This window comes from Haloferula sp. BvORR071 (genome assembly GCF_000739615.1).
GTDB lineage: Bacteria > Verrucomicrobiota > Verrucomicrobiia > Verrucomicrobiales > Akkermansiaceae > Haloferula.
Window position 1 is genome coordinate 1 of record NZ_BATP01000059.1, and the last position, 25,903, is coordinate 25,903.

Sequence of the window (25,903 nt, forward strand, 5' to 3'; positions counted from 1 at the left end):
CGGTCGTGGTTCCCGTGGAGGCCCGCGGGCGCGCAAACTCGGGCCCGACGGCGAGGAAAAGTCCGTCGAGGTCGAAGGCACCATTACCTCGGTCTTGGCTGGCACCCAATTCCGTGTGCAGCTCCAGAGCGGCCACGAAGTGCTGGCTCACATTTCCGGCAAGATGCGCAAGCGCTTCATCCGCCTCGTCGTCGGCGACAAGGTGAAGATGGAGATGTCGCCCTACGACGTGTCGAAGGCGCGCATCACCTACCGCTTGGGTTGAGGAGCGCGTCCCCGACTTAGGGACGCGTCAGCTCTTGGGAGCGTGTAGCACATGCCCCGCAGAACGGTCCCTCGCTGCCGCCAGCTGTGAAGGTTTGTAGCAACGTGACCGCGCTCCTGTCTCAGGCGTTCGTGACCTGTCCCCTCGCTTGATCGTCCCGTCCTCTTACCGCCTCGTCCAATACCCCGAGGCTTCTACCGTCCAGTAGGGATTCCCCAAGGAATCGTGCTTCCCATTGTCTTCCTCAGGATTCCCTGCGTCCTTGAAGGAAAGCCTCCAAGCGTGGCTGTCCTCACCGAGCGAGGTGGCTTTTTCCCACCTGGCGAACTTGCCTCCTGAAAAGAGGATCCGGATGACGTTCGTCACCTGCACCTTGTCACTCACCCTGCTTGGGTCGTCATGATCCTTCTCCGCTTCTGTTCCATAGTCGGGATCCTTCCGGAACTCCGAGGAAAAGGGGATAATAAGAATGATTGCCTCCAAGGGTCCGGCCGAGGCGGGGCCTAGGGCATTCAGGTGGGCCCCATGGAGATCGACTTCCTTGAGATCCGGAAGCTCTGCTTTCGGCACCTTGAATTCCTTGCCCTTGTAGGTGCCTGCCAAGCTTTGCAACTGGCCCTTGTCATCCAGCTTGAGATTGAAGCTGTATCCTGCAAAGAGGGTCGAAAGCTTGGCTTCGGTGAGGGTAAACGGCACGCCACCCTCACCGCCGGCTTTGGCCGCTGGTATGGCTGCTAACAGCATCGCGGTGATCGCGCAGGGGATCTGACAAATCTTCATGGCTGCATTCCTAGCGGATAGCTTCAGCCCGCGTGCGATCTTTCTACAACGGATCAGAACCCGCCGCAATCTCCTGTGTGGCTCACTGGCCTCGCGAAGATCTACTTCCCGTCTCCCGCATTCGCCTTCTGATCCCGCGCCCGCGCCTTGCCGCGGATCGCTTCGTTCACCGCCTTCAAGCGCTCCGGCCATTCGAACTTCGGGGCCTTCGCGGGATCGTAGCCTTCCATGTGGCCCGTCAGGCGCGTTGCCGGCTTGGTGTACTTCAGCTCGGTATCGCCGAAGACCTCCTTGCAGATCGCTGCCAGGCCGGGATCATACTCTAACAGTTCCGCCCGGGTGTTCACGTGGTTGTGGTCGGCGTCGTTCTCGCGGTTGTTGTCGAACCACGACTGCACGCCCTCCGCGAAGTACTCGTGGTGGTTGGTCGCCGCATACTTGCCCTTCCACAGGCCGGCCTTCATCGCGGCATCGTAGCAAGCCTTCAGGCGCTTATCGAAAGTCGGATCCACGTTCAGCAGCCCGCGCAGGTGGATGTTGTGCGCGAACTCGTGGATCAGGATGCATTCCGTGGAATAGGGATCGCCCTCGAAGCCCAGCACGTTTTCCTCCGCACAGGTGCAGAAGGGATCCTCCTCGCTGCCGCCCAAGCCGCGGGCGCGCGTGTCCCAGTAATCCTTCGCTGAAAAACTCTCGAAGCCGGGCACCTTCTCGTCACCCATCCGCGTGAACTCCGGCAGGTCGGTGGTGAATTCGTCGTGCGCCATGATGCACAGCCGCGCGCCGCTCGTGACCATCGCCTTGAGAACGTCTGGCCGCTTGCCCAGCATCATTCCGCAAATGTAAGCAGCCTCCTTGAGCGCATAAGGATTCACCTTCGCCGATGCCACGATCGGCAAGCCGCGCACCTCGGTTCGCTGGGTGTAGAAGGCCGGAATTCCGCCCGCACTCCCGGGATCGAAGCGATACGCTTGGATTGGCACTTGTGAAGTGACCGTCTCCTCCTGTTTGGCCTCGCGCTCCGTGATCGCGAACTGATGCCCCAGTGTCGTCGTGATCACCCGGTCCTGTCCCGGCTCGATCGAGCCGTTCGGCACCCGCTCGGTGGGAGACTTCAGCCAAAACACATCCACCGTCTGCGCGGTGCCATTGAGGATCTGCAGGCGCGGGCGCGGTGCTTCTTCGGCAGTGGCTAGGCCCGCGAGCGCAAGCAGAGCGGCGAATACGGATCTACGGGCAGTCATCCCGCCTTGATACCCGAAACGCCGCCGCAAGTCTTGTCCCGAAAGCCAGCGATGTGCTGGGAAATCGGGACAAATCAAATCACCGCCCTCCGGCCTGTCTTAGGCCGGGCTCTCCTCCAGTTCTTCCTCGCCCTCGTCCACATGCGCGGGGGCGGTGTGCAGGCGCCGCTCGATCTCGATCTCCCCCAGCAAGAAGGCTTGGCGGATCACGAACTGGTTCATCTTCATCAGCTCCAGTACCGCCAGGAAGGTGACGATCACCTCAGCCTTGGTGGTCGCGGTCTCGAACAGAGAATCGAACTTCGCCGCCTGCCCCGGCACGAAGCGGTAGAGCAGCATCTCGATCTTGTCCGCCACCGTGTAGCGGTCGTCGACGATGTCGCCGAGGTCGTGCGACTCCTCGAAGCGCTTGAGCACGTTCTGGAAGGCGCGGATCAGGTCGAAGATCGAGACCTCCGCCAGCGAGACCGGCTCTTCCGGCAGCTCCGGCTTCTCCGGGGTGAAGGCGAAGGCGCCCTCCTGCTCGACTTCCTTCAGGCTCAGGAAGCCGGCGGCATCCTTGAACTTCTTGTACTCGATCAGCTGGCGGATCAGCTCCCAGCGCGGATCATCCTCCTCCGCATCCTCTTCCGGCGGTTGGTCGGCGCGCGGCAGCAGGGTCCGGCTCTTCAGATACATCAGGTTGGCCGCCATCAGCACGAATTCCGCCGCCAAATCGATGTTCAGCATGCGGAAGGTGTCGATGTACTCCAAGTATTGCGCGGTAATGCGGGTGATCGAGATATTGTGGATGTCCACCTCGTCCTTTTTGATCAGGTAGAGCAGGAGATCCAAAGGGCCCTCGAAGATATCCAGTCTGACCTTGTATTCGGCGGCGTCCACGAGGCGGACTGGTAGGGGATGGATTCGCGGCGGGGAAGGGGAAATTTGCACTCGCAACCTGTCATTCAGTGCGATTGTAATTCCGCCGCCTCCTCAGGGAGGCCTTCGTACTTATGGAGGCCGAGCAGACGCAGTCTTTCAATCAGAAGCTGAGCCAGTGGATCGCCAGCCAAGGGTTCTGGTTCCAGCTCCGGCATTCGCTTTCCGGCGGTGGCGGCTGGGCGATGACGATGAGCCACTTGTTCCGGCTCGGGCTCAAGGTCCTGATCGTCTTGGTGCTGGCGGCCGGGGGCTTCGGATTCTGGCTGTTCAGCCACATTGGATCGAAATCCTTTGTCGAGAATCTGGAGGCTGGCTTCAGGCAGGGTGCCAACGCATCCGAGGTGAGGATCATTGAATTCTCACGGATTCAGGGGGATGCGCAGGTCCGCCGCATCGGTGCGGAGGGTGGCAAGGACAGCTTTTTCCACACCTTGGATGCCGGCAACGTCAGGTTCAAAATGGGCATCCTCGACGGCTTCACCGGCAATTGGAATGCCGGCACCATCGTTGCCAAGTCGATGGACATCAATGTGAAGGCCGGTGGCGAAAGCCCGCGCGAAGCGAAGGAATCGGCCCAGGCCTTGTTCCGCGACAGGCAGGGATTCCGCTTCTCCTCGGTCGAGGTGGATGAGGCCACGGTGCGCTGGGGCTACTCCGACCGCACCCGCGGCAAGATCGTCAAAAGCCGCATGAAGGCCACGCCCTCCGGCGATGCCTGGCACCTTGAGTTCAGCGGCGGCACCTTTTCGCAGAACTGGCTGAAGGGCATGGAGATCGAAAGCCTGATCATGGACTGCACTCCATCCGGCCTGAAGATCACCAAGGGCGAGTTCAAGGCCGGTGGCGGCACCGTGAAGTTCATGGACGTGCAAGCCGCAGGCGGCGACAAGCCGGTGCTGAGCGGCAAGATCGAACTCACCAAGGTTCCTCTTGCGAACCTGTTGCCGGACTCGGCGCTGACCTACGTGGAGGGCGTGATCTCCGGCGAGTTCAAGCTTTCCGGCTCCACCAACTCGGTGGAGGGGGTTCAACTCGAAGGCGATATCGTGCTGAACGACAGCAACACCATTAGCCTGCGCGACCAGTTCCAGTTGCTCCGCAAGCTCGGTGAACTCGACCTCTATCACAGCTACCGCAAGGTGGATCTCAACCACGGCAGCATGCACATCAAGACCAGCGGCGGTGCCATGAGCCTCTCCCGGGTTGACGTCCGTGCCGAGGATGTGGTCAAGGCCAAGAAGGCCAAGGGTCCGGATGACAAGCCCGGGGAGGACAAGACCGAGCTGCTGATCACCCTGCAGGGCAAGGTGACGGCCGTGATTCCGGAGGAAACCGCGCAAACCACCGCATCGGTCACCCCGGGCAGCGCGGTCTTCGATGTCAATCCGAAGAACCAGGACCCCAAGGACAAGCTCACCTTGGAAGGCGCTGGCGGCGCCAGCAAGGATCAGGGAAAGGACGCTCCAATCTTCGGCCGCTTCGCCGATGCCAACACCCAGCGCGTTCTGGAGGACGAGAAGCTGAAGCTGAATTCCCAGGCAATCAAATATGAGGGCGGCTTCCGCATGTCCATTCCGGGCGATGCCTTCGATGCCTCGCAGTCCCTCAGCCAGCACTACGAAGTCGACTCACAGGTCAACCGCATCGCCTTCGACGTACCGGTGCAAGGCACCATCCACGACGTGACCGCGCGTCAGGCCAAGGAACTCCAAGAGCTCAGCGAAAAGCACTGAGAAGTGGCGCGGCCTCTCCCGAGCCGCGACCTTGTGATCCACGAGACGGGAAAGCGGCGTCTGAGTTCAGGGGTGACCCCTTTCGCTACGGGGAGGCGATGGCTTTACCGAACTCTTTGGCGAACGGAAATCCATCCAGTTGCGGCTCTGGAGAGGCCACGTTCTCTTTACTTCGCCGTCGCCAGCCCGAGGCTCGAGTAAATCTCCCGCGTCGCCTTGCTCTTGTTCAGTGTGTAGAAGTGGATCCCATCCACATCGTGGTCCAGCAGCTCCGCACACTGCTGCGCGGCGTAGTGGATGCCAACTTTCTCCACCGCCGCCGGATCTCCGTTGGCGCGGTCCAGTGCCCGCAGCAGCTTCGCCGGGAAGCGCGCCCCGGCCGCCAGCTCGGCCATCCGGCCCATGCTGGAGAGCGAGGTCACCGGCATGATCCCGGCGATGATCGGCACATCGATTCCGCGCAAGCGGCAGCGGTCGCGATAGTCGAAGAAGTCGTGGTTGTCGAAGAAGAGCTGCGTGCAGATGTAGTCCGCGCCGGCATCGATCTTCGCCTTCATGTGATCCAGCTCCAGCAGACGATTCGGCGTAGCAGGATGGCCCTCCGGGAAGCCCGCCACACCGATGCCAAAGCCACGCGGATCCGGATGGCCGCCGGACTCATTGAACTTGCGAATGAAGGCCACCAGATCCGCGGCGTGGCGGAAGTCGCAGTCAGACCAATCGTAGTCCGGCCAGTCGCGCGGCGGGTCACCCCGCAGTGCCAGGATGTTGCACACCCCTGCATCCGCATAGCGGCGGAGGAGGTCGGCGATTTCCTCCTCCTTGTGGCCCACACAGGTCAGGTGCGGGATCGGCGGGATTGAGGTGGTCTGCTTGATCCGCAGGACCAGATCGTGGGTCATCTCGCGGGTGCTTCCACCCGCCCCATAGGTCACGGAGACGAACGAAGGATCGAAGGGCTCCATCTCGACAATCGTCCGATACAGGTCCTCTGCCCCCGCTGCCGTCTTGGGCGGGAAGAACTCGTAAGAAAAGGACGGGCGGCGCCGGTTGAGAATGTCGCGGATGTGCATGCGCTTCGAAGCGCGGCGAAGATGGCCCGGCGGGAGCAGCGGGGGGAGCAAAAAACCCGGCAGTCTCGCAACTTCCGGCCGGTCCGGACGTTTTCCCTCTCGCAGGCCACCTGCATTTCCCTAAGATCTCCTCGCTTGCCCGCTTGCATGAAAGCCGCCCGTTACTCCTGGATCGCCCTTCTCACCCTCGCCGTTACTGCGGCTGGACAGGAGAAGCCGCCTGAGGACAAGGCTCCTCCCGCCCCGCCCAAGGAAGAGGATGGCCACCCACCCGGTGGCCCCCGTGGCCCGGGTCAGCGCGGCGGTGATGGCCGCGACGGTCGCGATGGCCGGGGCGAAGGCTTCCGCCGGATGATCGAGGCATGGAAAACCGCGGATACCGACAAGGACGGCTTCATCTCGCCCGACGAGTTCGCCGCCATGAAGCGCCCGGGTCTCCTCGATGACGAGAAGCGCAAGGAGCTCTTCCAGCGCTTCGACAAGGACGGTGACGGCAAGATCAGCACCGCGGAAATCGAGAACGTCTTGCGGAAGATGGGACCCGGCGGTCCCCCTCTTGAGGACGCGGACGCCAACAAGGACCAGAAGATCGACTTTGACGAGTTCAAGACCTGGGGCCGCGTCAAGGACGAGCCGGAGGAACGCCAGCGGGAAATCTTCAAGCGCATGGACACCGACGGTGATGGTGTCCTGACCGCCAAGGACCGCCCACAGCGTGGACCGGGTCGCGACGGCCGGGACGGCCGTGATGGCAAGGGTGGTCGCCGCGGCGGTCTGCTCGAAATGATCAAGGATCACGACAAGGACGGCAACGGCTCCCTCAACTTCGAGGAATTCCGCGAGATCCCTTGGGTCAAGGGCATGAACGAGGATCAGCAAGAGGACCGCTTCAACGAGTTCGACAAGAACAAGGACCTCAAGCTCGACGCCTCAGACGTTCCACCACCCGGTGAGCGCCCGGACCATCCGGATCGCCCGGATCGCCCCGACAAGCCCAAGGACGGCAAGAAACCGGAATAAGGACCGCGGCCTGCGGGACATTTCCTCTCCAGCGCGAGTGTGCCCTTTTGCGGCGTAGCCGCTATTGGAGTGCGCGCGAGCATCGCCGCTTTTCGTGCGGGGCATCCCCGCGGCGCGCCACTTGAGTTCCAGGCGCGTCTACCGCCACTCTCGATAATAGCGCCAGCCGGAACAGGAGAAGCTCTAACTCCTTCCCGTCGCCGGCTCCTCCAACTTCTCCAACAGCCCTCCAACTCGGCTGTCATCGGAAACCGGAGCAGCCGCTTCTTCCTTCACCTCCACCTTCTCCACCGGAGCAGGAATCGAAACCGGGACAGGGGCAGGCCCTACTTCTTCCGCTTCACCGCTCTTCACGTCCACCTCCGGCCCATACTCCGGCGCAGCCCGGAATCCCCGGATCAGGTAGAAGCTCACGAAGTAAGCCAGCACCGGCGCCCCCAGCAGCAGAAGGGCCACCACGGCATCCTGCAGCTCCTTGAAGTGCATCACCAGATCCCCGGCCAGGAGCCAGAGCACAAAGGCCATCAACTGCAGCGCCCCTTGCCGACTCATCGACCGGATCTTGCGCTCCTCCGGCAAGAACACCGCCAGTAGGAAGAAAATCGCGATTCCGCTGAGGTGCCACCAGACCCGATGGTCAAACTCGCTTAGATCCCTGAGCCAGTAGCTTCCGCTCAACCATCCGGCCAAGGCGAACACGATGGCAAGCACCCTGCCTGCACGATGATGGATCACGGGGAGCATGGGAGAAAGAAGGACCGGAATCGCCAATCAACAAGCGCGATGCGCGCCGGGTGACTCAGAAATTCACCTCGAACCACACCCCGCCGAACAAGCGCTCGGTTTCCGGGCTGCTCTCCATCGGGATCGAAGTCCCGATAAAGGGCGTGACCGCGACGCTTTTGTTGAAGGCGTAGCTGTAGCTCAGGCGGGCGTAGATGTCGTTCCAGCCGTCGCTGCCATAGTAGTCGCTGGTGAAGCTGGTGCCTAGCTTGGCGGCGACGAAGGAGGACTTGCCCAAGGGATGCGACCAGTTGGCCTCGATATTCCCGTACCAGCCACCGTCGCCGGTGTCGTAGGCCACGCCCGCGCCCAAGTCCCAGTCATCGTTGAAGTGCCAGGTGAAGCTCGGGTTGATGTCGAAGCCGTCCTCGAAGAAGGAATCCTGATAGTTCCGGTAAGTGGTCGCGATTCCCGCAGTCCACTGCTTGGTATCGTACTTCAGGTCGAAGAAGCCGGCCGCCTCGGAGAAATCCTCATCGCCAGTGCCAGTGCCGTAGTAGGCGCCCAAGCTCAGCACCCACTCATTGGAAAGCGCGATTTCCGCCTCCAACTGCACGTCGATGAAATCGTCCGCCAGCTTGAAGCCGCGGTTGATGTACTCCGAGCGATAGCCCGTCACCACCTCGATCCCGATCGGCAAGGAATCAGCGGCCACCGAATCCCGCGGGGCGGCAGCCGTGGTCTCAAGCGGAGTGCCGCTACCCGCGAACGCGAGGGCAGGGGAGCCGAGGGCAAGGAGGAGGAGCAAGCGTTTCGCGGTCACGGCGGCGAGCATGGGGTCGCGCCTCCCGCTCTGCAAGGCGGCAGGCTGGATTGCGGTTTGGAAGGAAGGTGGCCTTGGATAAGGAGCGGGGACCTTACTGTCCCCGGAGCGGTCCCCGAGAGCTGCTTCCATGACCGGTGCCAGCGACAGTAAGGTCGCTGCTCCTTATGGGTCCCTAAAACAAAAACGCCCCGGCCCATTCGGGTCGGAGCGTTTTGGAAATCGCGGGCCTTGCGCCTAGACTTACGGCATCGCCGTGATGTCCGACTCGGCGAGGGTCGTGCGCATGACTTCCTTGCGCAGGCCGCCCTTGCGCTCGCTCCACCACAGCACCACCGGGGAGGCGATGAAGATCGAGGAGTAGGTGCCGATCAGCAGGCCGATCAGAATCATGATCGCGAAGTCCTTCAGTGCCGCGCTGCCGAAGATGGCGATCAGGGCGACGGTGACGATGGTGGTCAACGCGGTCAGGATCGTGCGCGAGAGGGTGGCATTGATGGCCTCGTTCATCAGCTCGCGTACCTCGCCCTCGCCAGTCTTCAGCGAATCGCGGATACGGTCGAAGATAACGATGGTATCGTTGATCGAGTAACCTGCGATGGTCAGCAAGGCGCCGACGTGGATCAGCGAAAGCTCGCTGCCAAGCAGGATCACTATACCTGCGGAGAGCACCACGTCGTGCAAGAGCGCCACGAAACCACCGAGCGCGAAGGAGAATTCGAAGCGGATGGTGATATAGACCAAGATGCCCAGAAGGCCGAGGCCCAGCGCGATCAGCGACTCGCGGATGAAGTCCGCGCCAAGCGAGGCGGCCACGGCATCAACGCTGGCGGCCACGACCGGCACCTGCTTGCCGTCCACTTCCTTGGTTTCGGCCAACACCGGGAAGGCCTTGCGCAGGTGTTCTTCGATCTTCGGCGCGTCACCTTCACCGCATCGGATCGTCAGCAGTTCGCCGGTGATCGACTTTTCCGACTGCACGGAGGGCAGCTTGGCGGTCTCGACTTGCTCGACCGACTTCTCGACCTCGTGGGCGTCCAAGTGCTTTTCGTCGAGCTGGAAGGTCAGGATCGTGCCGCCGGTGAAGTCCACACCCAAGCTGCGCTCGCCGCGGACGGCGACCGCGCCGATGCTGGCGGCGATCATCAGGCCGGAGATGATGTAGGAGAGCTTGCTCTTCGCCAGGAAGTCGACGTTGGTCGACTTGATCAGGTCGAGGAAGGAGAGCTTCTTGAAAAGGTTCAGGTCGTTGCACCAGCGGAACAGCACGCGGGTCACCAGGATCGCCGAGAACATCGAGGACACCAGGCCGATCACCAAGGTCACCGCGAAGCCTTTGATCGTGCCGCTGCCGACCCAGAAAAGGATCACGGCGGTAATCAGCGAGGTGATGTTGGAGTCGAAGATCGCACTGAAGGCCTTTTCGTAGGACAGGGAGATCGCGACCTTGAGCGACTTGCCTGCGGCCATTTCTTCACGCAAGCGCTCGTAGATCAGCACGTTCGCATCCACCGCCATGCCGATGGTGAGGATCATACCGGCGATGCCGGGCAGCGAGAAGGTGAACTGGAACAGCGCCATGCCGCCGAAGACCATCAGGCCGTTGATCACCAGTCCGACGAGGGCGACGATGCCTGCGGTGCGGTAGTAAATCAACACGAAGAGGGCGGTGATCAGAAGGCCTACACCACCAGCCATCAAGCTCTGCTTGATGACAGTCGCACCCAGCTTGGGCGAGATCTCGCGTTTGTTGATGATCCGGACCGGGTTCTCCAGCGGGTTCTTCATCGCGTTTGCCAAGGACCGCGCTTCCTCCACGCTCTGCTGCCCTTCGATCATGAAGTTCTTGCCGAGCGGCACCGAGTTGACAACCGGCGCGGTGAGAACTTCATTGTCCATCAACACCGCGATGCAATCGCGGTGCGGGGTCATGTCCTTGGTGAGGTTGATCATCTTGTCCTCACCGGCAGTGGTGAGGTTGATCGAGACGAAGATCTTGCCCGCGTCTTGCTGCGGCCAGGCTTCCTGCACATCCTTGCCGGTCAGGGCGGCACGGTTGGAGAGCAGCACATAGTCGGTGCGTTCGATATCGTCGTGCTTCCGCTTGTATTCGTAAGCGGTGTAGCCGGGGATGCGCGGGGCTTCGCCCTTCTTGATGCGCTCGGCCAAAATGGTGTTGTTGGGCCCCCCTTGGGTGAAGCCTTCCAGGTTCACCTTGCGGAGTTCCAGCTTGGCGACCTTCTCCAACTGGGTCCGCACGCCTTCGGCGTCTTCGGCGGCGATGCCGGGAATCTGGATCAGGAGCTTGTCCGAACCGGTTTCCACGACTTCCATTTCGCTGGTGCCGAGGGCATTCAGGCGCTTCTCGATGATGCTCCGGGCCTGCTTCAGGTCATCGGAGGTCAGCGGGATCGGCTTGTTGGTGTTCTCGTCGATCTTCGGCTGGACTTGCAGCGTGTAGGAGAAGCCGCCGACGAGGTCGATACCGCCCTTCAGGGTCTCCTTCGGCGGGATGATCGCCAGAGTGCAGAGCACGCAGGTGCCGATGGTCAGGATCGTGCCGACGTTCCGTTTCCGGACTTCGATATCGGTGGCGAAGTACCAGAAGAACAGGACCATCAGGGCGAGTCCTGAAATGAACAGGAGCATCGGGTCCTTGAGCAGGGAAGCCGCGAGAAGGGTGGGCGGATACATGGCGGGAAAGCGTTACAGGATGACGCGCAGGGCAGCGCGTGGATAACTTAACTAACTTACTTGGATTCGGAGGCCGTGGACGCGGACTCCTTTTTGATCACCGTTGCGATAGCCGGCTTGTCGAACTCCATCATGACCCCTTCAGCGACCTTGAGGGTCACAGTTTTCTCTCCAACATTGTGGACGAGGGCATGAATGCCTGCGGTGGTGATGACCCGGTCACCCTTTTGCAGGGCTGCGACGCGCTGTTCCACCTCCTTGCGCTGCCGCTGCGAGGGGCGGATTAGCAGGAAATAAAACATCACCATCAGCGGGACGAACGTCATCAGCATGCCGCCCAGCGGATTCTGGCCTTGGCCCGTTGCGGGGTCGGTGGCGGCGGTGAGCAGCAGGTGGGAAAAAGACATCATGCGGATTTCGACTGGGTATAGCGGCGGATGAAGGACTCCTTGAATTCGAGGAACTTGCCTTCGCTGATAGCCTCCCGCGCGTTGGCGGTGAGGCGGAGGAAGAAATGAAGATTATGGAAGGAAAGCAACCGCAAAGCGAGGATTTCCCCGGCCCGGAAGAGGTGCCGGATATAGGCCCGGGAGAACCTCGCGACATGCGGATGGGAGCTCTCGCAAAGGGGCCGCGAATCCCGCTCGTAGGCCAAATTCTTGATATGGATCGGCCCGTCCAAGGTGAAGGCCTGGCCATGGCGTGCGACGCGGGTCGGCATCACGCAATCGAACATATCCACGCCGCGGCCGATCATCTCCAGAATCTGCGGCGGAGTTCCCAGTCCCATGGCGTAGCGCGGTTTGTCCTCCGGCAGGAAGGGCACGCTGTGTTCCACGGCCTTCATCATCTCTTCCTCCGGCTCACCGACTGAGACTCCGCCAATTGCGTAGCCATCGAAGCCAAGTTCCACGAGCTCGCGGGCCGAGCGCTCGCGCAGGTCCGCCCAGACTGAGCCTTGGACGATGCCAAAGTGACATTGGCGGCCATTGCCGCTGGCGGGCTGGTTCTTCTCGGCCCAGTCCTTGCAGCGCTTGGCCCAGCGGGTGGTCAGGCCGAGTGACTTCTCGGCATACTCCCGTTCGCAAGGGTAGGGCGGGCACTCATCGAAGAGCATCGCGATGTCCGAACCGAGCCCGGCTTGGATTTCCATGCTCAGCTCCGGGGTCAGAAGCATCTTGGAGCCGTCCAAGTGGTTCTGGAAGCGGACGCCTTCCTCGGTGATCTTGCGGAGTTTCGCCAGCGACCAGACTTGGAAGCCGCCGGAGTCGGTCAGGATTGGGCGGTCCCAGGTGGCAAACTTGTGCAGGCCGCCCATTTCCCGCATGACCTCCGGTCCCGGGCGCAGCCAGAGGTGGTAGGTATTGCCGAGAATGATTTGGGAGCCAAGGAGTTCCAGCTCGTCGGGGTGCAGGGTTTTGACCGAGCCTTGGGTGCCTACCGGCATGAAGATCGGTGTTTCCACCGTGCCGTGGGCAAGCTCCATCCGGCCGCGGCGGGCGGCGCAGGAGGGATCGCGGTCGAGGACTTGGAACATCGGGGCGCGGGGTTTACGGGGAAAATCCCCTGCGGGCAATGGAATATGCGGTCCCCATGGGGGGAGGGGTGGGGGCCGGAAGGAGGCTTTTTTCGGGCTTTTCGCCCGGACCCGCGCCGTCCAGCCTCCCGCCCGTGAACGGTGCGCACCGCTTGTCCAAGGTCCTGCCACCGGTTCTGCTCTGTGCGCTCCTGTGGGGCAGTGCCTTCCCCGGGATCAAGTCGGTCTACCTGATTTGGGAAAAGGAGGGACTTCACCCGACCGCTTCTGACTGCTGGTGGTTCGCTGGAGTCCGCTTCACCTTGGCGGGGCTGATGCTGCTGCTGGTCGCGCGACGGCCGTGGGCGGAGTTCGGGGCGACCTCGAAGAAGGCGCTGCTGGGATTCGGCATCACCCAGACCTTCGGGCAGTATCTGCTCTTCTACTTGGCGATTTCGGCGGCGAGCGGGAGCTTGGCGGGCCTGCTGTCTTCCTTGGGCAGCTTTTGGTGGATGCTGCTGGGCCCGCTGGTCGCGGGAGTGGCATGGCCACGGCCGGCGCAGTGGCTCGCGATCGCGGTGGGCGGCGTGGGCGTGGCGATTGCTGCGGGGGCGGAGAGTGCCGGGATGGGCAAGAATCCCTGGCTGGGGACATTGCTGCTGCTGGGCTCGACCGGCTTGGGGACCTTGGGTCTGGTGCAGTTCGCGGCGCTCAAGAAGACCATCGGGGCGCGGGCGGCTACGGGGTTTTCGTTGTTCGGCGGCGGGTTGGGATTGCTGGTCGCCGGCGCGGGATCATTCCCGAAGGCGGCGCTGCTGATGCCGTCGGCGGCGATGGTCACGACCTTTTGGCTGGCCTTCGTGTCGGCCGCGGCCTTCAGCTTGTGGAATCACCTTTCCACGCTTCACCCCATGCCGCTGCTGGCGGGCTACCGCTTCCTGATCCCGCTGATGGCGACCATTGAGTCGATGCTGTTTCTGGGTGAGCGGCCGGGCTGGCGCTTCGCGGCGGGCGGGGTGCTGATCCTCGGCTCGCTGGTGGCATCACAGCGCTTGAGCCGGGAAGCCGCGACCGCTTAGGTTCGTATGCATGACAGCAGAACTCCTCCCGCGTTCCGTGCCGGTCGGCGGCCGCTATATCCGCCAGATCCCGCCGACCCCGCTGGTGCCGGTGACCTTGGATGCGGCGCTGGGGCCGGTATGGTGCAAGCTGGAGTTCATGAATCCCAGTGGCTCGACCAAGGACCGTATCGCGCGGCACATCCTGGAGAAGGCGTGGCGGCGCGGGGAAATCCGCGGCGGTGACACGGTGGTGGAAGCCTCGAGCGGCTCCACCAGCATCGCGCTGGCGCTGGCCTGTGCGCAGATGGGGCTCAAGTTCGTGGCCTTCATTCCCTCCAGTGCGACCAATGAGCGCGGGCTGATGATCCGCGCCTACGGCGGCGAGGTCCGACGGGTCGAGGGCGGGATGGCGCTGGTGCTGGAGGCGGCGGAGGAGGCGGCGCTGGCGAACGGCTGGTTCGCCGCACGGCAATTCGCGAATCCGGACAATGCCGAGGCGCATCGAATGTTCACCGGTCCGGAGATCCTGGCGCAGATGGAGTGCGGCTGTGTGGACGCCGTGGTCAGCGGGGTCGGCACCGGCGGGACCTTGCGCGGCCTCTGGGAAGCCTTTGACGACGCCGGCTGCGGCGCGAAGGCCTATGCGGCGATCCCCTGCGAGGGCCGGGCCTTCAATGACAACGCGGAGTGCGCGAGTCTGATTTTCAGCAAGGAAGTGCCGGGTGTGGCGGACTGTCTCTCGCTGCTCTACAAGGAGTGGCGCGAAAGCGCCCGCGGTCGGGAGATCGAGGAAGTGACGGTGGGGGAGGAGCTGTGCCTGGAGCTCACGCAGAAGCTGTGGGCACTGGGCTACCCGGTGGGGCCGAGCTCTGGGCTGAACTATGCCGCGGCGCTGGAAGCGAAGCGGCGGTTGGGCAAAGAGGCGCGGGTGGTGACGGTTTTCCCTGATAGAATGGAAAGGTATTTCTCGCACCGGGTATTCGCGGAGCTGCGCGGGGAGGGGTAGGAGTCGAGGTCCGGATGGACCAATAGGTGCACTGGCAATCTTGTCTCTCGACCGCACGAGGAGTTCTGCTAGAGTGCGAGAAGTCGTCATGGAAAACGAGCCAGATAAGCCGCAGTCCTCCGTCACACCTCCCCCAGACATTCCGCCGCCGCCACCGCCCCCAGCGATGCCGCCGCCGCCGGATATTCCACCGACTCCAGTGTCGGTGCCGCCGGTTTCACCGGTTTCGGCGCCGCCCCCGGTGGATCCTTATGCGGCTCCGAAGGGAGATCCCTCCCTGCGGATGGATGGAAGCGGGGAAGCCCCTGCCTCTGGCGTTCAGGAAGGCAGCTTTCAAAATCGCTTGATCGCGGCCTTCATTGACGGGATCGCAGCCGCGATCGTCCTCAATATTCTTTCCGCCGCGCACTTGGGTGCTGTGGGTTGGCTGCTTTACCTCGCCTTCTGGTTAGGTCGCGACGCGCTGCCTTTCCTTGATGGGCAAAGTCCCGGGAAGAAACTGATGAAGCTGCGTGCCGTGGATCTCTCGGGCAAGAGTCTCAGCGGCAATTGGCAGGCGAGCATCACCCGCAACATCATCATGGCGATTCCCTTCGGGGGCCTGGTCGAGACCTTCATCCTCTACACCAAGAAGAACGAAGGCAAACCGCTGCGCCGTCTGGGTGACGATTGGGCGAAGACCAAGGTGGTGGTGGTGCCGGATCCGGTTGCCGCTCCCTGAAGCTTCTAACAACACTGATCTTTCCAAGCTGCGGCGAGCGATCGCCGCGGCTTTTTTCTTGGCGGAAAGCTCAGGGATCGAGCTTCGCGAAGACGCCCGTGGCGGCGGCAACCTTGATCTTCTGATTGCGGGCATAGGCTGCACCCGCGGCGCTGCGGAGGGCACCTCGATCCTTGCCGGCGAGCCAGGGTTCAAGGGCATCGTGGAGGATGAAGGAGCCGGGATACATGTACTGCGTGGTTAGTAGCAGCGGTCGGGCAGCGGCGTTCTGAAGGCGGGTATTGAAGTAGGACTCGCTCTTGCAGCAGAGCACGATGGCGCTGGTTTTGCCGGCCGGGGCCTTGGCGGCGGGCTCCTCGATGGCGGTATCCATCAGGACATTATGGCCGACGAAGGCTACGAGGTCCTGCTTGCCGGAGACCAGGGATTGCTCGAAAGCGATGTAGCACTCCTTGAGGTTTGATCCGCGCCAGGCCTCGGCCACCAGCACGGCGTCCTTGGTGGCATGATGGAAGGTCATGCGCTCGAGGATGCGCTCGTCGCCGGTGGATTTCTCGTGTTTCTCGAGCTTCCAGTTTTTGCTGGCCTTGAAGTAGGACCGCAGGCCATCGGTGCAGCCCCAGTAGAGGTTGTCGTCCGGCTTGTTGCCGTCGCCGATCTTGGCGCCGACCTTGACGATGCCCTGGGTGGCATTGTCACAAAGGCCGACGAAGACGGCGATGCGCTTGGTCTCCGCGAGGGCGGGGGAGATGAAGAGGAGGAGCAGAAGGAAAAAGCGCATTGGGAGATAGCGACATAAGTAACGTGACTTGTCGATTCGGCGGGTGGAAGAAATGCCTGTGATTTCCATGGGAAATCTCCCAGCGTTCCGCATGATCCGGGGCCGTTTGTTCATCGTCTTTTCACCGGGGCGCTGACAGGACTTCACAGAACCGCTTTCCCTTCCCTCCATGTCCTTCGCTGATTCGATCAAGCCCTTCCTCTTTCTTGCCGTCGGCCTGGCCGTGGGAGGGGTGGGGGTGATGATGTTCCGGGACAGCCTGCCCGGTGGGCAGGGCTCGCCGGAGCAACGGGTGAGTGAATTGGAGGCGCAGCTCAAGAAGGCGGAGAACCGGGCGGTGGCGGCCGAGGCGTCGGTAAAGCGCAGCGGCAGCCGTTCGCTGACCCAAGGGGCGCGCGACTTGATCGATGACGCCAAGGCCGGCCGACCGATCAGTCCCGACGATATTTTACACGCGCTGCAGCCCTCGATCAGCATTGTCTCCCCGATCATGGACCGGATGCGGGTGCGACAGGAGAAGCGCATGATTGACGGCCAGATCGGCGAGATCGTGCGCCGCTACAATTTGGACGCGGAGGGAGAGGAGAAGCTCCGGAAGTTCTTCGATAAGAAGATCGAGGCCGATGCCGAGCGCTTCAGCAGCTTGGTTTCCTCTCCGGGGGCGACCATGCCGGATATCATGCGGGAAACCCAGTCGAAGCGTTGGGACGATGGTCTCGATCAATTTGTGAAGGATTCGCAGATTCTGAAGGGCGACGACCTGATCAAGTTCGAGGACGAACGGATCGCGGAGAAGTCGCAGCGGGTGCAGAGTGAGGCGGACATGCGGGTGAGCCGCATCGACAACATCGTGAAGCTCGATGCCAAGCAGCGCGACCAGATGTTCGGGGTGATGGCGCGCAACTCGCGGGACTACGATCCGGCGATGCAGATCGATGGCGCAACGGGTGACATCGGCGCCTTGCCAGGTGGAAGCCGGGAGCAGGCGATGCAATCGATCCTGCGGGAAGACCAGCGCCAAGCCTGGGAGGCGGAGAAACAACGCCGCCGCGACGACGCCCAGAAAGAGATGAGCGAGATCGGTCTCACCATGCCATCGAGCTGGGATCCTTTTGAAGACTACTGATCTGATGAACCTTGAAGCTCCAGCAATCGAAGTTCGCGACCTGCGTGTCGACTACGGTAATTTCATCGCCGTGGATGACCTGAGCCTGACCGTGCCGAGAGGCGAGGTCTTCGGTCTGGTAGGGCCGAACGGCGCGGGCAAGACCAGCACCTTCAAGGTGCTGACCACCCTGATGCAACCGACCTACGGGGAGGTTGTCCTGAACGGCGTGGATATCTTCGAGGATCTGGAGACCGCGCGGCGGATCATCGGCTACATGCCGGACCTCGCGCCGGTGCCATCGGACCTGAAGGTGGGGGAATTCCTGGAATTCCACGCGGCGGCATACGGGCTGGGCAATCGGACGGAGCGCCGCGAGCGAGTGGCGGAATGTCTGGAGGAAGTGGCGATGACGCCGCAGCGCGACAAGTGGTGCAAGGAGCTCTCGCGCGGCCAGACCCAGCGGGTGGTGCTGGCGAAGACCCTCTTGCATCGGCCGACGGTGCTGATCCTGGATGAGCCGGCGAGCGGCCTGGACCCACTGGCGCGGCGCGATTTGCGGAACGTGTTGCGGCGCTTGGCGAAGACCGGCTCCACGGTGTTCGTGAGCTCTCACATCCTCAGTGAGCTGGCGGAGATGTGCACCTCGCTGTGCGTGATGAACCGCGGGCGGCTGTTAGCTTCGGGCGATGTGGATCAGGTGCGGCAGCAGCTCGGCAGCACGGAGCGGACTCTAACAGCGACGGCGCTGGATCGCCACGAGGAGGCCGCCGCCTGGCTGGAAGGGCGGGCCGGAGTGCATAGCCTGCGGGTAGAGCAGCCGCGGATCATCTTCGGCTTCAACGGCACGGATGAAGCCCAGGCGGACCTGATGACAGGGCTGATCGCCATGGGTATCCGGATGCGGGCCTTCGAGGAGAAGCGCAGTTCCTTCGAGGACATTCTGGTGGAAGTCGCCGAATCCAACCGACAGTTGTCATGAACATGGAATCCCAACAGCGGCACGCCGCTTGGAGCCTTTGGTCGAATCCGATTTTCCTGCGCTATTGCAGGTCGCGGCTGAGGCCGCGTGGGCTGGGCGTCTGGCTGCTGATCGTGGTGTTGATCGCCAGCTTCATTACCTTGATGGCGAATTCCGGGGCAGCCCGGATGGTGGCCGATGGCTACCCTGAGCGGGTGGAGATGATCATGCGCGGATCCTTCATGGGATTGGGCTTCGTGCAGCTCTTCATCCTCTTCGTGTTGGGGACCGCGCAAGTGGCTGGTGGCATGACTGCGGAGCGGGATGAGGGCGTGATTGACTACCAGCGCCTGGTGCCGATGTCGCCGCTGGCGAAGGTGGTTGGCTATCTCTTCGGGTTGCCGGTGCGCGAGTATGTGCTCTTCCTGGCGACGGTGCCCTTCTCGCTGTGGCTGGTGTCGCGCGGGAATATCGCGACGGATACCTGGGTGCCCGTGTATGTGGCGGCCGGCTCGTCCACCTTGCTCTACCATCTCACGGGACTGGTGACGGGCACGGTGGCGAAGAATCGGCGCTGGGCCTTCCTCGCCTCAATCGGTCTGGTGTTCCTGCTCTACACGGCGATTCCACAGCTTGCGAAGTTCGGCTTGGTCTTCTTCCGCTACCTTTCGGTGGAGCCGGTGATCGTGGAGAAGATGCCGGGTTTGCTGCCACGGGATCTAGGGGCGATTGCGGAGGTGGGACAGCGCTTGGCGCCGACAGTGAAGTTCTTCGGTCTCGATTTCTCGGAGCTGGTTTTCACGCTTTTCTCGCAGGGCGGCTTGGCCCTGACCTTCATTGTGATGCTGTGCCGGAAGTGGCGGAACAGCGATTCGCACTTGCTGGGCAAGCTGTGGGCCACTGGATTCTTCATCTGGATCCAGGTGCTTTTCCTGGGCAATGCCTTGCCATTGATCGAGCCGGGAAAAATTTTCCCGACACGGGCATTTTCCCGGATGATCCGCTTAGGGCCCGAGTGGCAGCCGCACGGGGAGGAGGCAGTGGCGCTCTCCGGAATCTATGGAGTGGTCACGCTGATGCTGCTCTTCCTCTTCGCGACGATGGTGACGCCTTCGCTCGACAACCAGATCCGCGGCTGGCGGCGGGCTCGCAAGCAGGGAGATACCGGCTTGCCGGTGCGTTCCGATCCGGCGACGGGATTCTGGTGGGTGCTGGTGATGGCCATGGCCGGAGCGGGCGGCTGGTATTACTTCACGCACGAGCTGATCGAATCCAAGTGGTATGAGCAGCCGATCCCGCTTTCGATCTTCGGTTACTTCGCAGCGGTGATGCTGGTGGCGGGGCTGGGTTATCAGGTCCTGCTAGAAGCCCGCGGAGGCAAGGCGTTGGGGCTTACGGTGATCTTTGTGGGAGTGGTACCTGTAATGGCTGGTGCGATCATTGGCGCGCTTCCGGGACACCTGGCTCCAGCGGCGGCGTGGCTGGTCGGAATTTCACCGGCGAGTTTTCCGATCTATGCGACGGCAAGTTTGCTGCCGGTGGCGGAGCTGCCGGTGGAAATTGCGCGGGCGGTGCCGAGAGCCTTCAACTTCTGGCTGCTCGTCTCGGGTATCATTTCCCTTTGGCTGATCGTGCGGCTGCGTGCTGCCCGGAAGGCGATGGCAGCGGAGGTGATGGCGGGACCGTCCACCCCCGGGGAAGAGACCGCGAAGCCGATGGCGATGGTCTTGCCCGCGGTGGTCGTGCGCGACGAGGAGAGCGAGGATGCGGTGGCGCCGCCGGCCGAATCTTGAACAGATGACGGATCAGGGAGGCGGGCTGTCGTCGCCCGCCTTCAACTTCTCGATGGAGAGGCGCTGGCGCTCGGCCTTGAGGCTTCGCAGTGCGCTGAAGAACACGACCAAGCAAAGCCCCGCGACGATCAACTCGAAGCTCCGAGATGCAGTTTCTTCGGTCGTCGTCCACGCGGCTGGGATGGTCCGGACGAAGCCGAGGAAGGTGAGGATGGCGGCACCGCCGATGCCGTGCCACTTCGAGCGGATTGAGAAGAGCCCGCAAATGATCAGGCCGCCGCCGAGGGTGAGGCCACCCTGGAGCAAGGGGAAGTCCTCGGGTTTCTTGAAGGAGAGGAAGCCGAGCAGGGCGATGACCGCTCCGGCGATGAAGATCAGGATGCGCATGGATTGGCTGGACGGGCGATGCTAGGCCGGGGAAGCGGCGAGGTCGAAGGCCTAAATTTCGCGGGCTGCCTCAGGGCCGAGGGCCTGCACCCAGCGGCGGAGTTCTGGGAAGAATTCGTGGAAGCCCGCTTCGAATTCGGGGCGGTGGGCCTGGAGGTCGGCGATGGCGTCGCGGATGGGGGCGAAGCTGGGGCGGCGGAGAGCAACGCGGTGGAAGACGTCGTTCATGCCCGCATCGGTGCCGTAGTGCTCGAGCCAGCGGTCGGCGATGCGGTCTTCCAGTGAGTCGCCGAGTCCGGAGGGGAGGATGGCGCGGTGCTCGAGGAGGGCGGCGTTGCAGTCGGCGGTGAAGACTTCCAGCGGCTGCGGGCAGTGCTCGGCCCAGTGGCGGGTGAGGAAGTGGTCGTGGACAAGATCGACGACGACGCCGGCGAAGCGTCGCCGGGAGGGATCGACGAAGGTCTTCAGGTGGGCGGTGAGGGGATGGTCGTCGGTGAAGCGGTCGATTTCGCGATGGCGGACAATTCCCTGGACGATGGCCCTGGGCAGTCTCTCCGCCAGTGCTGCCGGGGTGCCGGTGACAAAGTCTCCTAGCAGATTGCCAACCCGCGAGGCGGGCGCATCTTCAGCAAGGAGCAGGTGGGCCAGGTAGTTCAATGCCGCCAGCATCGCCGAACCGGGAACTCGCGCAAATTGCAAGTTGCGGCTGGGAAGATTGGCGGGAGTTGCCTACGCTCGCGCGGTGTCCGCGTCCGTGTTCTGGTGCAATGGCGATTTTTTCGAAGGCCGGCTTCTGCCCGTAGCGACGAATGATCGCGGCTTGTGTCATGGCCTCGGGGTCTTTGAAACCGTGCTGGCGATCGATGGCGAACTTCCGTCCTTCGATTTGCATTGCCTGCGGATGAGCGCGGGAGCGAAGCGCTTGGGGCTGGGGCACGAGTCGGTACTCGTCCTTGGAGGCGTGCTGTCGCGGGCAATTGATGAGCTGCTGGAGCTCCGTGGCTTGACCCAAGGCCGGGCCCGGCTCCGGATCAGCCTGAGCGCGGGTAGCGGGGATTTGCGCACGCTCTCGCCGGGCAGCGATACCTTACTATGGATCACTGCCGAGCGGGCCTCGGAACCGCCCGAGTCGGTGAGTCTGGTGACGGCGTCTTTCCCGCGGAATGAACGTTCACCGCTGGCCGGGATCAAGTGCTTGGCCTATGCGGAGAATCTGGTGGCGCTCGATGAAGCACGACGTGTGGGGGCAGATGAGCTGCTCTTCTACAATACTCGCGGTGAGCTTTGTGAAGCGACCACTTCGAATGTCTTCCTCGTGCGGGCTGGCAAGATCTTCACGCCGTCGTTGAGTTCAGGGTGCCTGCCGGGGACGATGCGGGAACGGGTCTTGGATTTCTGCCGCCTGTTGGAGTGGGATTTAGTGGAGGAGGAGTTGCTGCGCGGCGATGTGGAGGCCTGCGACGCGGCATTTGTGACCTCGGCCATCCGCGGAGTGGTCCCGGTGTCGAAGATCGACGGGCGGACCTTGCCGGAGTGTCCGGGGGAGATCGGAGGGATCTTGAAGGCGGCGAGGTTCTAAGGTGAGGAGCCTCCGCGCTCCTAGCGGGCAGGCATTGCTCGCGCGTGTCGGGCTCTGACCCGGAAATGGACGTGCCTTGCCCCGGTGTGGCGAACCCATTAAGCCACACTTCGGGACAAGGCACATCGCGACCTCCTGGAGAATTATTCGTCCGCCGCTTAGTTGGCGCGCTCTAACAGGAAATCCTGCCAGGCGTTGGTGTTGTTCGGATACTGTTCGAGGCGCACGTTGTTGGCGCCGCTGCCGCCGGGGATGTCCCAGCTCATCCCATCGTGGACGAAGTAGAATTTGAACTGGCCGTTGGTCTTCGGCAGGATCCGCAGCTTTTGGTCGCCGGCGTTCGCGGGGTTGTAGTCGTAGAGTTGGCAATCCTCGCCATTCACGCTGGTGCCATTGACGACGCAGAGCACGCGAGCGAGGGCGTTGAGGCTGGATGCCCGCAGGTGGCCATCGGTCACGCTTTCGAAGCGCCACTTGAACCAGGGATTGTTCTCCCAGGAGTATTGGATGATCGGGCTGCCATTGGTGCTGCCCATGTTCTCCACGCAGATGTATTTGCCGGTGGCGGCGCGGGCAAAGTAGCCACCCCACGGTTGCAGTCGCCACTGCTGATTGATCGCGCCGCTGTCGGAGGCTTGCTCCACGCGGTCATTGTTCGCAGTGCCGGCACCGGTGATCTGCAGGATGAGGCCGCTCTTCACATTGCGGATCTTGTAGTAGCCGTTGCCAGCATCGATCAGGTCGAACTGCTGGCCGGGATTGTTGCCGGTGTAGTCGAAGGAGTGGAGCTTGGCTCCCACGGCGGTGGAGTCCATCTCGATGCAGGCGCACTTGCCACTGACCCAGGATGAGATGCGGAAGTGGTCGGAATTCTCGGTGGGGGCCAGCACCCAGCGCTGGTTCGGGCCATTGTAGTCGTAGGTCCACTGGTTGACCTGCGCGCCATTACCGGTGTTGCCGCTGATGAGGTCGAGGCACTTGCCGCTGTTGCGGTTCACGAGCATGAAGTAGGCCGGGCGATAGGCGGGACGGCCGGAGGGCGCATTGGTATTGTAGATGGCAGAGCATTTCGCGGCATCGGCGAAGTCCATGAGGAGCGAGCCGAAGCGGCCGCTGACATTGCTACTGAAGAAGCTGCTGATTCGCGGGTTGATGTTATTGGAGACGGTGGGGATATTCGGGATCCCGAAGATGCTGGTGGTGCCGCTGCTGAAGTTCACGTAGAGCGTGCCCGGGCCGCCGTAGCGGGCTTCATTGAGCAGCTGCTGGATCTGGTTCCACTTGGTGTCGTTGTTAGAGACGTTGTAGTTGTCCTGGACCCGCAGGGTGCCGCCGGTGCTGAAGGTGGTATTGTCCGGCCAGTTTGAGGCATCGATGCCCTTGGGCGTGGTGGAGGCACCGAAGCGGCGGAAGAGCACGATCTTGCCGCGGGCCTGGGTGAGGGTGGGGATGGCGGAGCCGAGCACCCACTTCGAAGGATTGCCCGCGACGTAGGAGTCGAAGGTGGACTCGAAGGAGCGGGTGTTTCCGGAGGCCGTATATTCCTCTTTCACGCTCATGATGACGGTCTCGCCCGGATTGGAATTCAGGAAGCCGATCGTGGCATTGAGGACGTCCTGGAAATTCATGTTCTGATAGACTTGGCCATGATGGATCGCGAAGCCGTCATTGATGTGGCGGCAGCGGATATCGAGGAAGCGCACACCGGCATTGAGTTGATCGGTGATGCTCAGGTTCTGGCACTTTGCGGTGCCGGAGACGGGCTCCACCAGCGCGCCGGAGTCATGGGTGCCGGGGATTGAGAACTGGGACAGCTGCAGGTTTCCATCGAGTGGAGTCAGCCAGTTGTTTCCCGCTGCATCGGCGCACAAAGGGAGCGCCACCATTAGAAGGCCGAGAAGACGGCCCATGGTTTGCTTCATGGATTTTGGGTTATTTTGGGTTTGGGTCGCCTACCTACGTTTGGCCGGTGGGATAGGTTTAGTGCGTCCCTTGCAATTCTCCCTCGGCCCGTGTGCGTAAGGCTCCTTCCTGGAACAAGTCCACCCATTCGGCTGCGGCCTTGCGGTCTTGGAGCACCCACTGGTGAAGGGCGGAAATCACCGCTTCATTCTGCTGATTGCCCGGCGAGATTTTTTCGACGGCGAGATTGGCCGCTTCCTCGGGTGAACGCTTCGCGATTTCCGTCACTCCGATGGCCCAGGTCATGTCGCGTAGTATGGGGATTTGCCGGGAGATCCATTCCTCCGCGGCTTGAGGATCTTTTGCCACCCAGAGTCCCGCGAGGCTGGCTTGGAACTCCCAATTCGGCTTGCCAGGTGGATGTTCGGCGAATGAGACGGCAAGGGCTGGATCTGTTAGGGCGGCCTTGTGACAGATGGCCTCGAAGCAATAGCGGCCGCCCTCGCCATAAGGTAGGGTCTTGCTCCACTCGTAGGCGGCTTGGGGATCGGTTTCTGCCCATGCGTTCGCGACCTTCAGCAAGGCCTTCTCACGGGAGGCCCATGCTTCCAGGCTGGCCGCGAGATCCGCGGCGGCGGCGATGTCTTGGCGGATGAGGTCGGGGAGCAGGGTTTCGAGCGCAAGATCGTTGCGGTGGACGTCGGGTGACCGGAGTGCCGCGATGAGTTCCTCGCGGCGGGTGGAGGTGGAGACCGCTGCGCGGGGTGCCGATTTTGCCCCGGGGGCAGGAGTGGGCAGTGAGCTGGAATTGCCGGTATGCTGGGTTTCGCCCACGGCATCCGCCGCGGATGGGTGGGCAGACTGGAGTGCCTGCCGGACCGCGAGAAGGAGACCCAACGAGCCGAGTAAGAGCAGCAGTGTCCGCCATCTCCCCATGCTGGGTTCTTGCTGCAATCCTCCGCGGGGTCAAGTGGAGCTTCGGTCCGGCATTCACCGTTTTTTCATATCGCGACTCTTGCCGGGGCTTGGGCTGTCTGAGAAAAGATATGCTTTATGACGCACTCCTCCACTTGCCCTAAAATCAGCCATGTCCTCGGGGCTGGTCTTTTGATCCTCTCGCCGATGGCGCTGGCGGCGACGGCTGTCGTCGATCTTCCGGTATCTTATTTTAATCCGGCCTCTGGCAGAGGCTTCAATGAGGCGCATGGCAATGGGATGATCGGTTGGACATTCACCGTCACCAGCGCCGTCACGATCAGCCAGATCGGCTGGTATGACGATGGGAGCGACGGACTTTCCAGGGATTTTCAGGTGGGGCTTTGGCAGTCGGCGTCTGGATTTAACAATCCTGCGGATGCTGTTGCCTTGCTGGGTGCCAGCGGGGTGGTGATCCCTGCCGGCAGCGGGGCCTCTCTCAATGGAGTGTATCGCGTCATTGATTTGCCGATCGAGCTGACGCTGCAGCCGGGCTCCTACCAGCTCGGCGGCTTGGATTCGGCAGCCACGCCCGATCCGATCAAGTTTTTCTGGAGCGAGAACATCCGACCGGACGCGGCGGGAAACAGCCAGTCTTTCAGCTATCCCGGGCTGACCTACGGAGCCTTCTTCTACACTGCCCAGACCGGGGGGAATCCCGCATTCCGCGCGGTGAGCAGCGGCGAATACTACCTCGCCAGCGGGGTGGAGTTGGGACCGATGCTGTTTGCGGTGCCGGAGCCTTCGGTGCTGGGAATGGCAGGGCTTGCGGGGCTGCTCCTGCTGCCGCGGCGGCGTGCGAGGGGCTAGGATTTCATTTCCGGGGCAGGAGGACAT

General features: G+C 62.4%; 25 protein-coding genes. 11 read left to right on the forward strand and 14 right to left on the reverse strand.

Features of this window, described 5'->3' with window-relative positions:
• Positions 1–82: 82 nt before the first annotated feature.
• Positions 83–265 carry a translation initiation factor IF-1 gene (infA, locus tag BV071_RS29080; RefSeq protein WP_035615568.1) on the forward strand — a complete coding sequence of 61 codons (183 nt, stop codon included), beginning with the start codon at positions 83–85 and terminating at the stop codon, positions 263–265.
• A 165-nt stretch (positions 266–430) separates the two neighbouring features.
• Here infA and BV071_RS29085 read toward each other — a convergent pair whose 3' ends face one another.
• The 3 genes from BV071_RS29085 to BV071_RS29095 all read right to left on the reverse strand — a co-directional run bounded on the left by BV071_RS29085 (position 431) and on the right by BV071_RS29095 (position 3,171).
• Positions 431–1,045, reverse strand: a complete 615-nt coding sequence (locus tag BV071_RS29085) for a hypothetical protein (RefSeq protein WP_035615094.1) — start codon at positions 1,043–1,045, stop codon at positions 431–433.
• A 101-nt stretch (positions 1,046–1,146) separates the two neighbouring features.
• Positions 1,147–2,289: a hypothetical protein gene (locus BV071_RS33910; RefSeq protein WP_052574029.1), complete on the reverse strand. Its 1,143-nt coding sequence runs from the start codon at positions 2,287–2,289 to the stop codon at positions 1,147–1,149.
• 99 nt (positions 2,290–2,388) lie between these two features.
• Positions 2,389–3,171, reverse strand: a complete 783-nt coding sequence (locus BV071_RS29095; protein ID WP_081886307.1) for a segregation/condensation protein A — start codon at positions 3,169–3,171, stop codon at positions 2,389–2,391.
• Between the two features lie 113 nt (positions 3,172–3,284).
• Between BV071_RS29095 and BV071_RS29100 the strand changes: the two genes are divergently transcribed.
• Positions 3,285–4,946 carry a hypothetical protein gene (locus BV071_RS29100; RefSeq protein WP_035615096.1) on the forward strand — a complete coding sequence of 554 codons (1,662 nt, stop codon included), beginning with the start codon at positions 3,285–3,287 and terminating at the stop codon, positions 4,944–4,946.
• Between the two features lie 167 nt (positions 4,947–5,113).
• Here the strand turns inward: BV071_RS29100 and metF are convergent, their stop codons facing one another.
• A complete protein-coding gene (metF, locus tag BV071_RS29105; RefSeq protein ID WP_035615098.1) occupies positions 5,114–6,019 on the reverse strand; it encodes a methylenetetrahydrofolate reductase [NAD(P)H] in 906 nt (301 codons plus the stop codon).
• Between the two features lie 147 nt (positions 6,020–6,166).
• Here metF and BV071_RS29110 point away from each other — a divergent pair, with 147 nt between their 5' ends.
• A complete protein-coding gene (locus BV071_RS29110) occupies positions 6,167–7,039 on the forward strand; it encodes an EF-hand domain-containing protein (RefSeq protein WP_035615100.1) in 873 nt (290 codons plus the stop codon).
• A 183-nt stretch (positions 7,040–7,222) separates the two neighbouring features.
• On the opposite strand, the gene BV071_RS29115 is transcribed toward BV071_RS29110, so the two are convergent.
• The 5 genes from BV071_RS29115 to tgt form a co-directional block, all read right to left on the reverse strand.
• Positions 7,223–7,783 carry a hypothetical protein gene (locus BV071_RS29115; RefSeq protein WP_035615104.1) on the reverse strand — a complete coding sequence of 187 codons (561 nt, stop codon included), beginning with the start codon at positions 7,781–7,783 and terminating at the stop codon, positions 7,223–7,225.
• Between the two features lie 55 nt (positions 7,784–7,838).
• Positions 7,839–8,585: a hypothetical protein gene (locus BV071_RS29120; RefSeq protein ID WP_265595030.1), complete on the reverse strand. Its 747-nt coding sequence runs from the start codon at positions 8,583–8,585 to the stop codon at positions 7,839–7,841.
• A 243-nt stretch (positions 8,586–8,828) separates the two neighbouring features.
• A complete protein-coding gene (locus tag BV071_RS29125; protein WP_035615110.1) occupies positions 8,829–11,279 on the reverse strand; it encodes a protein translocase subunit SecDF in 2,451 nt (816 codons plus the stop codon).
• Positions 11,280–11,335: 56 nt separating this feature from the next.
• Positions 11,336–11,689, reverse strand: a complete 354-nt coding sequence (gene yajC, locus BV071_RS29130) for a preprotein translocase subunit YajC (protein WP_075091038.1) — start codon at positions 11,687–11,689, stop codon at positions 11,336–11,338.
• Entirely contained in the window at positions 11,686–12,816 is a 1,131-nt protein-coding gene (tgt, locus tag BV071_RS29135) for a tRNA guanosine(34) transglycosylase Tgt (protein WP_035615113.1), read from the reverse strand. Before tgt ends, yajC begins: the two co-directional genes overlap by 4 nt.
• 134 nt (positions 12,817–12,950) lie before the next feature.
• On the opposite strand from tgt, the gene BV071_RS29140 reads away from it, so the two are divergent.
• The 3 genes from BV071_RS29140 (at position 12,951) to BV071_RS29150 (ending at position 15,583) form a co-directional block, all read left to right on the forward strand.
• Entirely contained in the window at positions 12,951–13,874 is a 924-nt protein-coding gene (locus BV071_RS29140; protein ID WP_035615118.1) for a DMT family transporter, read from the forward strand.
• 10 nt (positions 13,875–13,884) lie between these two features.
• On the forward strand, positions 13,885–14,862 hold the full coding sequence (locus BV071_RS29145) for a cysteine synthase family protein (RefSeq protein WP_035615121.1): 978 nt from the start codon (positions 13,885–13,887) through the stop codon (positions 14,860–14,862).
• A gap of 88 nt (positions 14,863–14,950) precedes the next feature.
• Positions 14,951–15,583 (forward strand): RDD family protein, encoded by a 633-nt coding sequence (locus BV071_RS29150; RefSeq protein WP_265595031.1) that lies wholly within the window; start codon positions 14,951–14,953, stop codon positions 15,581–15,583.
• Between the two features lie 70 nt (positions 15,584–15,653).
• Here the strand turns inward: BV071_RS29150 and BV071_RS29155 are convergent, their stop codons facing one another.
• Positions 15,654–16,364, reverse strand: a complete 711-nt coding sequence (locus BV071_RS29155; protein WP_035615127.1) for a hypothetical protein — start codon at positions 16,362–16,364, stop codon at positions 15,654–15,656.
• 169 nt (positions 16,365–16,533) lie between these two features.
• On the opposite strand from BV071_RS29155, the gene BV071_RS29160 reads away from it, so the two are divergent.
• The 3 genes from BV071_RS29160 to BV071_RS29170 are packed head-to-tail and all read left to right on the forward strand — an operon-like array spanning position 16,534 to position 20,223.
• Positions 16,534–17,490 carry a hypothetical protein gene (locus BV071_RS29160; RefSeq protein WP_035615129.1) on the forward strand — a complete coding sequence of 319 codons (957 nt, stop codon included), beginning with the start codon at positions 16,534–16,536 and terminating at the stop codon, positions 17,488–17,490.
• 4 nt (positions 17,491–17,494) lie between these two features.
• A complete protein-coding gene (locus BV071_RS29165) occupies positions 17,495–18,451 on the forward strand; it encodes an ABC transporter ATP-binding protein (RefSeq protein ID WP_035615133.1) in 957 nt (318 codons plus the stop codon).
• Positions 18,448–20,223 (forward strand): hypothetical protein, encoded by a 1,776-nt coding sequence (locus tag BV071_RS29170; RefSeq protein WP_035615136.1) that lies wholly within the window; start codon positions 18,448–18,450, stop codon positions 20,221–20,223. Before BV071_RS29165 ends, BV071_RS29170 begins: the two co-directional genes overlap by 4 nt.
• 12 nt (positions 20,224–20,235) lie before the next feature.
• On the opposite strand, the gene BV071_RS29175 is transcribed toward BV071_RS29170, so the two are convergent.
• Both BV071_RS29175 and BV071_RS29180 read right to left on the reverse strand, forming a co-directional pair.
• A complete protein-coding gene (locus BV071_RS29175; protein ID WP_035615139.1) occupies positions 20,236–20,610 on the reverse strand; it encodes a hypothetical protein in 375 nt (124 codons plus the stop codon).
• A gap of 51 nt (positions 20,611–20,661) precedes the next feature.
• Positions 20,662–21,309, reverse strand: a complete 648-nt coding sequence (locus BV071_RS29180; protein ID WP_265595032.1) for an ACP phosphodiesterase — start codon at positions 21,307–21,309, stop codon at positions 20,662–20,664.
• A 43-nt stretch (positions 21,310–21,352) separates the two neighbouring features.
• Here BV071_RS29180 and BV071_RS29185 point away from each other — a divergent pair, with 43 nt between their 5' ends.
• Positions 21,353–22,189 (forward strand): aminotransferase class IV, encoded by an 837-nt coding sequence (locus BV071_RS29185; protein WP_052574032.1) that lies wholly within the window; start codon positions 21,353–21,355, stop codon positions 22,187–22,189.
• Between the two features lie 158 nt (positions 22,190–22,347).
• Here the strand turns inward: BV071_RS29185 and BV071_RS34540 are convergent, their stop codons facing one another.
• Together BV071_RS34540 and BV071_RS34995 are read right to left on the reverse strand one after the other, a co-directional pair.
• Positions 22,348–24,111, reverse strand: coding sequence for a phosphatidylinositol-specific phospholipase C domain-containing protein (locus BV071_RS34540; RefSeq protein WP_075091039.1), 1,764 nt, complete (start codon positions 24,109–24,111; stop codon positions 22,348–22,350).
• 58 nt (positions 24,112–24,169) lie between these two features.
• On the reverse strand, positions 24,170–24,988 hold the full coding sequence (locus BV071_RS34995; protein WP_265595033.1) for a hypothetical protein: 819 nt from the start codon (positions 24,986–24,988) through the stop codon (positions 24,170–24,172).
• Between the two features lie 156 nt (positions 24,989–25,144).
• Between BV071_RS34995 and BV071_RS29200 the strand changes: the two genes are divergently transcribed.
• Positions 25,145–25,876 carry a hypothetical protein gene (locus BV071_RS29200; RefSeq protein ID WP_265595034.1) on the forward strand — a complete coding sequence of 244 codons (732 nt, stop codon included), beginning with the start codon at positions 25,145–25,147 and terminating at the stop codon, positions 25,874–25,876.
• The last annotated feature ends 27 nt before the right edge of the window (positions 25,877–25,903 follow it).

What these genes read in the sequence shown, in the direction of transcription:
- metF (WP_035615098.1), bottom strand. Translation starts at nt 6,019, where the DNA reads ATGCACATCCGCGACATTCTCAACCGGCGCCGCCCGTCCTTTTCTTAC.
- BV071_RS29170 (WP_035615136.1), top strand. Translation starts at nt 18,448, where the DNA reads ATGAACATGGAATCCCAACAGCGGCACGCCGCTTGGAGCCTTTGGTCG.
- BV071_RS29110 (WP_035615100.1), top strand. Translation starts at nt 6,167, where the DNA reads ATGAAAGCCGCCCGTTACTCCTGGATCGCCCTTCTCACCCTCGCCGTT.
- BV071_RS29175 (WP_035615139.1), bottom strand. Translation starts at nt 20,610, where the DNA reads ATGCGCATCCTGATCTTCATCGCCGGAGCGGTCATCGCCCTGCTCGGC.
- BV071_RS29145 (WP_035615121.1), top strand. Translation starts at nt 13,885, where the DNA reads ATGACAGCAGAACTCCTCCCGCGTTCCGTGCCGGTCGGCGGCCGCTAT.
- BV071_RS34540 (WP_075091039.1), bottom strand. Translation starts at nt 24,111, where the DNA reads ATGAAGCAAACCATGGGCCGTCTTCTCGGCCTTCTAATGGTGGCGCTC.
- BV071_RS29150 (WP_265595031.1), top strand. Translation starts at nt 14,951, where the DNA reads ATGGAAAACGAGCCAGATAAGCCGCAGTCCTCCGTCACACCTCCCCCA.
- BV071_RS29115 (WP_035615104.1), bottom strand. Translation starts at nt 7,783, where the DNA reads ATGCTCCCCGTGATCCATCATCGTGCAGGCAGGGTGCTTGCCATCGTG.
- tgt (WP_035615113.1), bottom strand. Translation starts at nt 12,816, where the DNA reads ATGTTCCAAGTCCTCGACCGCGATCCCTCCTGCGCCGCCCGCCGCGGC.
- BV071_RS29155 (WP_035615127.1), bottom strand. Translation starts at nt 16,364, where the DNA reads ATGCGCTTTTTCCTTCTGCTCCTCCTCTTCATCTCCCCCGCCCTCGCG.
- BV071_RS29160 (WP_035615129.1), top strand. Translation starts at nt 16,534, where the DNA reads ATGTCCTTCGCTGATTCGATCAAGCCCTTCCTCTTTCTTGCCGTCGGC.
- yajC (WP_075091038.1), bottom strand. Translation starts at nt 11,689, where the DNA reads ATGATGTCTTTTTCCCACCTGCTGCTCACCGCCGCCACCGACCCCGCA.
- BV071_RS29200 (WP_265595034.1), top strand. Translation starts at nt 25,145, where the DNA reads ATGACGCACTCCTCCACTTGCCCTAAAATCAGCCATGTCCTCGGGGCT.
- BV071_RS29085 (WP_035615094.1), bottom strand. Translation starts at nt 1,045, where the DNA reads ATGAAGATTTGTCAGATCCCCTGCGCGATCACCGCGATGCTGTTAGCA.
- BV071_RS29125 (WP_035615110.1), bottom strand. Translation starts at nt 11,279, where the DNA reads ATGTATCCGCCCACCCTTCTCGCGGCTTCCCTGCTCAAGGACCCGATG.
- BV071_RS29165 (WP_035615133.1), top strand. Translation starts at nt 17,495, where the DNA reads ATGAACCTTGAAGCTCCAGCAATCGAAGTTCGCGACCTGCGTGTCGAC.
- BV071_RS29100 (WP_035615096.1), top strand. Translation starts at nt 3,285, where the DNA reads ATGGAGGCCGAGCAGACGCAGTCTTTCAATCAGAAGCTGAGCCAGTGG.
- BV071_RS33910 (WP_052574029.1), bottom strand. Translation starts at nt 2,289, where the DNA reads ATGACTGCCCGTAGATCCGTATTCGCCGCTCTGCTTGCGCTCGCGGGC.